General features: G+C 41.9%; 7 protein-coding genes. 4 read left to right on the top strand and 3 right to left on the bottom strand.

Annotated features, from left to right (window positions below; genetic code table 11):
* The 3 genes from PX484_RS20230 to hypF form a co-directional block, all read left to right on the top strand.
* On the top strand, positions 1-332 hold a 332-nt coding region (locus PX484_RS20230; protein WP_288105283.1), incomplete at its 5' end, for a hypothetical protein.
* A 52-nt stretch (positions 333-384) separates the two neighbouring features.
* Positions 385-1,059: an ATP-dependent Zn protease gene (locus PX484_RS20225; RefSeq protein ID WP_287668267.1), complete on the top strand. Its 675-nt coding sequence runs from the start codon at positions 385-387 to the stop codon at positions 1,057-1,059.
* A gap of 50 nt (positions 1,060-1,109) precedes the next feature.
* Positions 1,110-3,374 carry a carbamoyltransferase HypF gene (hypF, locus tag PX484_RS20220; RefSeq protein ID WP_287766692.1) on the top strand — a complete coding sequence of 755 codons (2,265 nt, stop codon included), beginning with the start codon at positions 1,110-1,112 and terminating at the stop codon, positions 3,372-3,374.
* 330 nt (positions 3,375-3,704) lie between these two features.
* Here the strand turns inward: hypF and PX484_RS20215 are convergent, their stop codons facing one another.
* Positions 3,705-3,998 carry a hypothetical protein gene (locus PX484_RS20215; RefSeq protein ID WP_061431498.1) on the bottom strand — a complete coding sequence of 98 codons (294 nt, stop codon included), beginning with the start codon at positions 3,996-3,998 and terminating at the stop codon, positions 3,705-3,707.
* Between the two features lie 365 nt (positions 3,999-4,363).
* Between PX484_RS20215 and PX484_RS20210 the strand changes: the two genes are divergently transcribed.
* A complete protein-coding gene (locus PX484_RS20210; protein WP_287766694.1) occupies positions 4,364-6,094 on the top strand; it encodes a diflavin flavoprotein in 1,731 nt (576 codons plus the stop codon).
* Between the two features lie 72 nt (positions 6,095-6,166).
* Here PX484_RS20210 and PX484_RS20205 read toward each other — a convergent pair whose 3' ends face one another.
* Both PX484_RS20205 and PX484_RS20200 read right to left on the bottom strand, forming a co-directional pair.
* The gene (locus tag PX484_RS20205) at positions 6,167-6,649 is read right to left on the bottom strand and encodes a PIN domain-containing protein (RefSeq protein WP_288105280.1); all 483 of its coding nucleotides are present in this window, start codon (positions 6,647-6,649) and stop codon (positions 6,167-6,169) included.
* On the bottom strand, positions 6,636-6,920 hold the full coding sequence (locus tag PX484_RS20200; RefSeq protein WP_002754799.1) for a UPF0175 family protein: 285 nt from the start codon (positions 6,918-6,920) through the stop codon (positions 6,636-6,638). Before PX484_RS20200 ends, PX484_RS20205 begins: the two co-directional genes overlap by 14 nt.
* Positions 6,921-7,376: the final 456 nt, after the last annotated feature.

The raw sequence follows: 7,376 nt of genomic DNA, 5'->3' as shown, positions 1-7,376 counted from the left end.
TAACCTCTCTGGAGAATGGACAAAAAGCGATCGAAACTCGTTTAACCTCTTTGGAGAGTGGACAAAAAGCGATCGAGAATAGCGTCGGAGAGATCAAAAGAGAAATTCAAGTCCTAGAGATAGGACAGACGGAAATTAAGGGAGAAATCAGGACTTTAGACGCAAAAATCACGGGTTTAAATGCAAGAGTGCAACTCATCGAGGCATCCGTGGGAAAAATTCCCGATTTAGCTGAAAAAATTGGGGAAGTAAAAAACTGGAAACAGATCGGTATATCGATTGTGACTGCTTTTGTGGGTGGGGTAATTGGTTGGTTGATTCGGGGAAAATAAAACTAGGCAATGTAACATAGTATTAAGCATTTGTATATTTTTATTAATTTTTATGGAACAGACAGCTTTAAATCTGATCGCGATTACCGTTTTTTCGATCACTCTTTCCGTATTTGTCACCCCTTTGCTGTCTATTTCGCCTTTTGTCCCCGCTTTGGCTACTTTTAGCCTCTTGGGATTAGTTACCGTTGATACTCTCACCTTTAATAACCGGGGCGTGACTTTACTACTGGATGCTCTTTCTCCTAGTAAACACCGTCAAAGAGTTATTTACCACGAAGCCGGACATTTTCTCACCGCTTATATTTTGGGTATTCCGATCGCCAGTTATAGTTTGACCGCTTGGGAAGCCTTTCGTCAAGGCCAAGAGGGAGTCGGCGGCGTTCAATTTGAATTAGCAGATTTAGGGCAAAAAGTCAAGAACTTTACCGATTTTCCTGCTTTTTTAGAGCGAATTTCTACGGTGTGGATGGCGGGAATTGCTGCCGAAACCTTAGTTTATGGTAAAGCGGCAGGGGGAGAAAGCGATCGATTTTATCTGCAATCGGCCTTAAAATTAGCGGGGGTTCCTGAGAATAATTATGCCCAAAAAGAGCGCTGGAGTTTATTACAGGCAAAAACTCTTTTAGAAAAACAACAGACTGCCTATCAAGCTTTAGTGATAGCTATGGAAAAAAGGGCCAGTGTGGAAGAATGCTGTCGGGTGATTAGTGAAAGTTTAGTATAACGGGAAAAGTAATCAGGGATAGATTTGATGATTTCCCCGTTAAATTATTTATGAATAATCAGAGCATTCAATCCGAGCAGCGATTAGCTTTAATTGTGCGCGGAGCAGTACAAGGAGTCGGTTTTCGTCCTTTTGTTTATCGATTAGCAACGGAATTAAACCTAACTGGTTGGGTTAATAATACAGCAGCGGGAGTTTTTATTGAAGTCGAGGGCAATCGAGACAAACTAGAAACTTTTTTGAATCGATTATCTTTAGAAAAACCCCCTCAATCGCTAATTGAAAATATTGAGACTCAATGGTTAAATACCGTCGGTTATCAAAACTTTAGCATACGCCGGAGCAGCGGCGGTGAAAAGAATACAATTGTTCTGCCCGATTTAGCCACTTGTCCCGATTGTTTAGCCGATATTTTTGACCCTAATAATCGTCGTTATCGCTATCCTTTTACTAACTGCACTAACTGCGGTCCTCGCTACAGTATCATCGAGAGTTTACCCTATGATCGCAGTGCCACAACTATGAGGGGTTTTAATCAGTGTCCCGAATGTCAAAGGGAATACGAAAACCCTCTGGATCGCCGTTTTCATGCCCAACCGAATGCCTGTCCTCGTTGCGGACCCCAAATTAGTCTTTTAGATAGTCAAGGCTCTGTATTAGCGGAAAAAGATCAAGCTTTAATCGCCACTGCTAGAGCAATTGAACAGGGAAAAATTATGGCGATAAAAGGATTAGGAGGATTTCACCTAGTTGTCGATGCAAGAAATACGGAAGCAGTGCAAAAATTGCGACAACGTAAACAGCGACCGGATAAGCCTTTTGCCGTGATGTATCCTAATCTTGAGTTAGTGAAAAAACATGGTTATGTATCTTCTTTAGAATCGCAATTATTGCAGTCTCCTGCAGCAGCAATTGTCCTGATTAAACAGCGAAAAAATGATATTTATGCTGCCGTTTCTCCGGGTAATCCCTATCTAGGAGTCATGTTACCCTATACTCCCCTACATCATCTTTTATTAGCAGAATTGGGCTTTCCTATTGTAGCAACCAGTGGTAATCTAGCCGATGAACCTATCTGTATTGAGGAAAAAGAAGCTTTAGAAAAATTAGGAAAAATTGCCGATTTATTTCTAGTTCATAATCGTCCCATCCTTCGACCAGTGGATGACTCTATTATCAGGGAAATGGCGGGAAAAGCGATGATTTTGCGGCGAGCGCGGGGATATGCTCCCTTTCCCGTTAAAGTTAATGAGGGAGATTTTCCCCCGATTCTGGCCGTGGGAAGTTATTTTAAAAATACCGTGGCTATCTACCAAAAAAATCAAGTTTTTATCAGTCAACATATAGGCGATTTAGATACAGTTAATGCCGTCAATCATTTTGAAAATATCCTCGATAGTTTAAAAAAATTATACGAGTTTGCACCCGAAGTTATTGCCTGTGATGCTCATCCTGAATATCTAGCAACCAAGTACGCTTATAGCTTAAATTTGCCCGTTATTCCCATTCAACACCATTACGCTCACGTTTTATCCTGCATGGCAGAACATCAGCTACAACCTCCAGTTTTAGGGGTTGCTTGGGATGGAACAGGATACGGTTTAGACGGCACAATTTGGGGGGGAGAATTTATCCATATTGCTGCCGATTCTTGGCAGCGAGTCGCCCATTTTAAACCCTGGCCATTACTGGGAGGAGAAAAAGCAGTTAAAGAACCCAGACGAGTGGCTTTAGGATTACTAGAAGTTATGGAAAATACTGATAGGATAAAATCAGCTTTTAGTGAACAGGAATGGTCGATTTTTAGGCAAATGTTAACAAAAAAAATTAATTGTCCTTTAACTTCTAGTGTCGGGCGTTTGTTTGATGGTGTGGCGGCGATTCTAGGTTTATGTTATCAATTAAGTTTTGAGGGACAGGCAGCAATGCAGTTAGAATTTGCTCTTGAAGGCATTAAAACCGAAGAATATTATCATTTTTCTTTATCCGCCGACTCCCCCATAGTTATTGATTGGAATCAGATAATTTTAGGAGTTGTTGAGGATTTAGAAAAACAAGTACAAATCGGCATAATTGCCGCTAAATTTCATAATAGTTTATATGAGATTATTGTAGAAATTGCTCAGAAAATAGGTAGAGAAAAAATTCTCCTGACGGGAGGCTGTTTTCAAAATCGTTATCTGACGGAAAGAACAATTAATCGCCTACAAGCTTCGGGATTTCAACCCTACTGGCAGCAAACTGTTCCCACTAATGATGGTGGTATTAGCCTTGGTCAAATTATCGGGGCCTGTTCTCAACTCAAACAGTTCTAGATAGGATAAAATTAACTTCTTGGTTAGGATAGGCAAGAGGCAATGGGTGCATCTCACATTTGCAAAAATACCGACAATCAGCAATTATCAGTGACCCTTAAATTATTACAGACATATCAGCAGCTGCCTGTAAGCATCCCACCGAAAAACTAATGCGCTCCAGGGTTTGGGTAGGGTTGATTCATGAATCAACCCTACTATAGAGTTCTTGCATAATTAATTTTTGAGAGTGCAAAAATGAGATGCACCCAGAGGCAAGAGGTAAGAGGTAGTTATAAGCGTTAAAGATAAACCACAGAGACACAAAGAATACAGAGAGCCGATTTTTTTCTAGACTGTTAAACGATGCCACTCAACGATTTTATTGCCTACTTTCAAAATAATTGCTTGACCTAAACCCAGTTCTTGTGTCACATTAACTAGATGGGCGAAATTTTGACGGGTGATTGCTAGTCCCTGCAAACAGGCTAGAAAATCGAGACAGAGAACCGTAGAAAATTCCCAAGTTTGCCGGTAAACACGGCAATTATCTGGTAAAAAAGCCACAAGAGCGCGAAAATGAGTCAAAGCGGCTTTCTCAAAATTGGCGCTAGTGCAGTCAAAAGACGAGTGCTGATAGCTCATAAAAACTTTGCCTGATAGGGAAAGAGCAGGGTTTCCCTCAGACTAGCACTTCCCTTCTGGGGATCACCTTCCCTTTAGAATTTCTCAATAGACTGGCAAATCCCCCCAGAGGAGTATCGTTACCCGCGAGCCAATTGCTAGAAGCTAGGTTTCTTCCCAGAGATAGTGTACTGTAGATATTGATGTCCTTCCTGCTGGCAAGATAACCTATAAATTTCCCCACTCGTCCCTAGCGATAAAAGGCTGTATTTAGTCAAAAATCAAGTGTTGACTTTGATGCCAAACTTGCCTAGTAAAAAATGATCACAGCCTCAAGTTGCCGCTTAACTAATTGACTACTTAACTGATAACTGGTAACTAAAATTATGAATAATGCAATTGTCAAACCGAGAGATGTACAAGTAGCACCGATCGCCGTCGATACTTTTGTCTTTCGTTCCCGCACTTGGGACCGGTTAAAATTCGAGATCGAATACGGATTACAAAAGGGAACCACCGCCAATAGTTATCTGATTAAAGGTGAAAAGGTCGCTCTTTTTGATCCACCGGGGGAATCATTCTCGGCTATATTTTTAGAGGCTTTAACTAAAAGAATCGATCCGAAAACTATTGATTATATTATCCTCGGTCACGTTAACCCCAATCGTGCCGTCACCCTCAAGGCACTTTTAGAAATCGCTCCTCAAGTCACTTTTGTTTGTTCTAATCCGGGGGCAATTTCCCTGAAAAAAATTCTCGAAACCGAAGCATTAAATCTGTTGGTTGTCAAGGGGGAAGAAATATTAAATTTAGGGGCAAACCATCAATTAGAATTTATCCCCACTCCTAACCCCAGATTTCCCGATCAACTCTGTACCTACGACAGCAAAACCGATATTCTCTACACCGATAAATTATTCGGAGCGCACGTTTGTGGCGACCAAATTTTTGATGAGGGTTGGAGCGTTTATAACGAAGATCGGCGTTATTATTTCGATTGTCTCATGGCTCCCTATGCCAGCCAAATTAGCAACGCTTTGGAGAAATTAGCCGCTAAATCGCCCTTATTTTATGCTGTTGGTCACGGTCCTCTGGTGCGTTACGCGATGCACGAATTGACCCTTTCCTATCAACAATGGTTAGCAGTACAAAAGTATCAAGAGTTGACAATCACCCTGATTTATGCCAGTGCCTACGGCAACACCGCCACCCTTGCTCAAGCGATCGCCATGGGGATCACGAAAGCGGGAGTAGCAGTGACGGCGATTAATGCCGAGTTCGCTGAACCGGACGAGATCAAAACGGCGATCGAAAAAAGTGTCGGTTTTATCTTTGGTTCCCCCACTTTGGGAGGACACGCACCGACTCCCATCCAAACCGCCTTGGGGATTACCCTAGCAAATGGCGATAAAAGCAAGCTGGTGGGGGTTTTTGGCTCCTACGGTTGGAGTGGGGAAGCGATCGATCTTTTGGAAGGTAAATTCCGGGATGGCGGTTATCGCTTCGGTTTTGAGCCAATTCGGGTTAAATTTAAGCCCACGGAGGCAATTTTAAAGACCTGTGAGGAAGCGGGAACCGATTTCGCTCAAGCAGTCAAAAAAGCTCGCAAAAGCAGACAACCGAAAACTAATGTTAACCAATCCCAAAGCGATCGGCGATCGCAGGCGCTGGGCCGTTTGGTGGGTTCTCTCTGTATCGTCACCTGCGAATTGGGAGAATTGCGCGGCGCCATGTTAGCCTCTTGGGTGTCGCAAGCGACGTTTACCCCCCCCGGATTGACTATTGCCGTGGCGAAAGAACGAGCGATCGAGTCTCTGCTTTATAGCGGTACGCCTTTTGTCCTTAATATCCTCCAAGAAGGACAACATATAGCTTTAATGAAGCATTTTCTTAAACCTTTTACTCCAGGAGAAGATCGTTTCGCTAATATCGAAACCACTAAAGCTGAGAACGGTGGGCCGATTCTGGCCGAAGCGCTCGCTTATCTGGAATGTCGGGTGGAACAACGAATGGAGTGCGGTGATCATTGGTTGATTTATGCGATCGCAGAAAAAGGCAGGGTTTTACACCAAGGTTTAACCGCCATCCATCATCGCAAATCTGGCAGTTATTATTAACTCATGGTGACGGGCAAGGGATCGCAAAAAACAAGGGTTTCGGCTGATCCCGAAAGTGAACAATACTCTCCCCTATCCTTCTGCTACTGTTTGTAAAACAAGATCGATAAATTTCTGGCTGTAGTATATGCCTTGTTGTTGCATCGTTTCTATGTAAGGTTTGACTGCAGCGATCTTTCCCAACTGTTTTGCTTTAATTAAAATACCGATCGAACCTGTAATTGGAATATTGAGAGATTTACACACCTGACGAGCAGCTAATTCATAGATAAGCACTAAAGGGGCTTTTTGTTCTAGTGCAAGGACGATGACTTCTGATTCTCCTCGATCTAGAGTCGGTAATAGTAAGGAAACCTGCTGTTGAGAGGCGATTTCTCGGACAGAAATCCACTGTTCTCGTAATAGATCGATCGAGCCAGTTTTGTCTTGATCGTAAGTGCTGATTTCAAGAGCTACCGCCTTAGGAATAATGATGCTTTTAACTATTTCTTGTAAAAGACCGAGTTGACCAATTCGCGCAAAAGCGATGAGGGGAGTAGCGTTACTTACAATCATCAGGCTCCAGTTTTTCTATTCCCTTTAATTCAACCGCTAACGCCGATTCGTCATAATCAAACAATACAATCCCTTTTTTAGACAAAATATCCATAAATTCTAGGCGATTAATTCTCGCTAATTCCGCCGCTTTTCCTAAAGAAAGTCGCTTTTCTTGAAAATAATAAATAGCGGCCAGAAGTTTAATTTCTTGACCGAGTTCATCAATTCCTATTTTTAAAGCGGCAAGAACATCGGGAGAAAATTCTAGATTTAATATTTCATTTTTCATTCTAAGTACCTAGTTAAAAATAAAGTTATAGTCATTTCAGATAAGTCTGATACACTCTAGACCAGTTAAACCCTTATTAACTCTAGCATTGATATTCTCAATCTTAATTGAAATGACTATAACTTTAGAGACAAGAGAACTCCGGAACAGGGAACAGAAGGGTTTCTGACTTTTTTTAAGATGCCTCTTAATTATTACAGCTTACAGCGTTTCTCATAAAGATGAAGTATAATCTGATTTGGCATCGTCTCCTGACTCCTGATTGAGGTGATTAAACCGCACAGTGCGCTATTATAGCAGCGGGCAGAAGGAAGAAGGAAAATCCTTGCCAGAACTGAATTTTAGCGATTTAGGTTGTCCTAACTAACTCGTTCTCTGCTATAAGTCTTATTAAGGGGGTGTTAGACCGATGCAGGTGAGATAGTGGCAGCAATTCTCATTTTGAAACGATTTTGC

This window comes from Microcystis sp. M49636_WE2 (assembly GCF_030065375.1).
Lineage (GTDB): Bacteria > Cyanobacteriota > Cyanobacteriia > Cyanobacteriales > Microcystaceae > Microcystis > Microcystis aeruginosa_C.
Note: the sequence above shows the minus strand (reverse complement) of the source record. Positions and strands in the feature narration are given on the sequence as shown.

What these genes read in the sequence shown, in the direction of transcription:
- PX484_RS20225 (WP_287668267.1), top strand. Translation starts at nt 385, where the DNA reads ATGGAACAGACAGCTTTAAATCTGATCGCGATTACCGTTTTTTCGATC.
- hypF (WP_287766692.1), top strand. Translation starts at nt 1,110, where the DNA reads ATGAATAATCAGAGCATTCAATCCGAGCAGCGATTAGCTTTAATTGTG.
- PX484_RS20215 (WP_061431498.1), bottom strand. Translation starts at nt 3,998, where the DNA reads ATGAGCTATCAGCACTCGTCTTTTGACTGCACTAGCGCCAATTTTGAG.
- PX484_RS20210 (WP_287766694.1), top strand. Translation starts at nt 4,364, where the DNA reads ATGAATAATGCAATTGTCAAACCGAGAGATGTACAAGTAGCACCGATC.
- PX484_RS20205 (WP_288105280.1), bottom strand. Translation starts at nt 6,649, where the DNA reads ATGATTGTAAGTAACGCTACTCCCCTCATCGCTTTTGCGCGAATTGGT.
- PX484_RS20200 (WP_002754799.1), bottom strand. Translation starts at nt 6,920, where the DNA reads ATGAAAAATGAAATATTAAATCTAGAATTTTCTCCCGATGTTCTTGCC.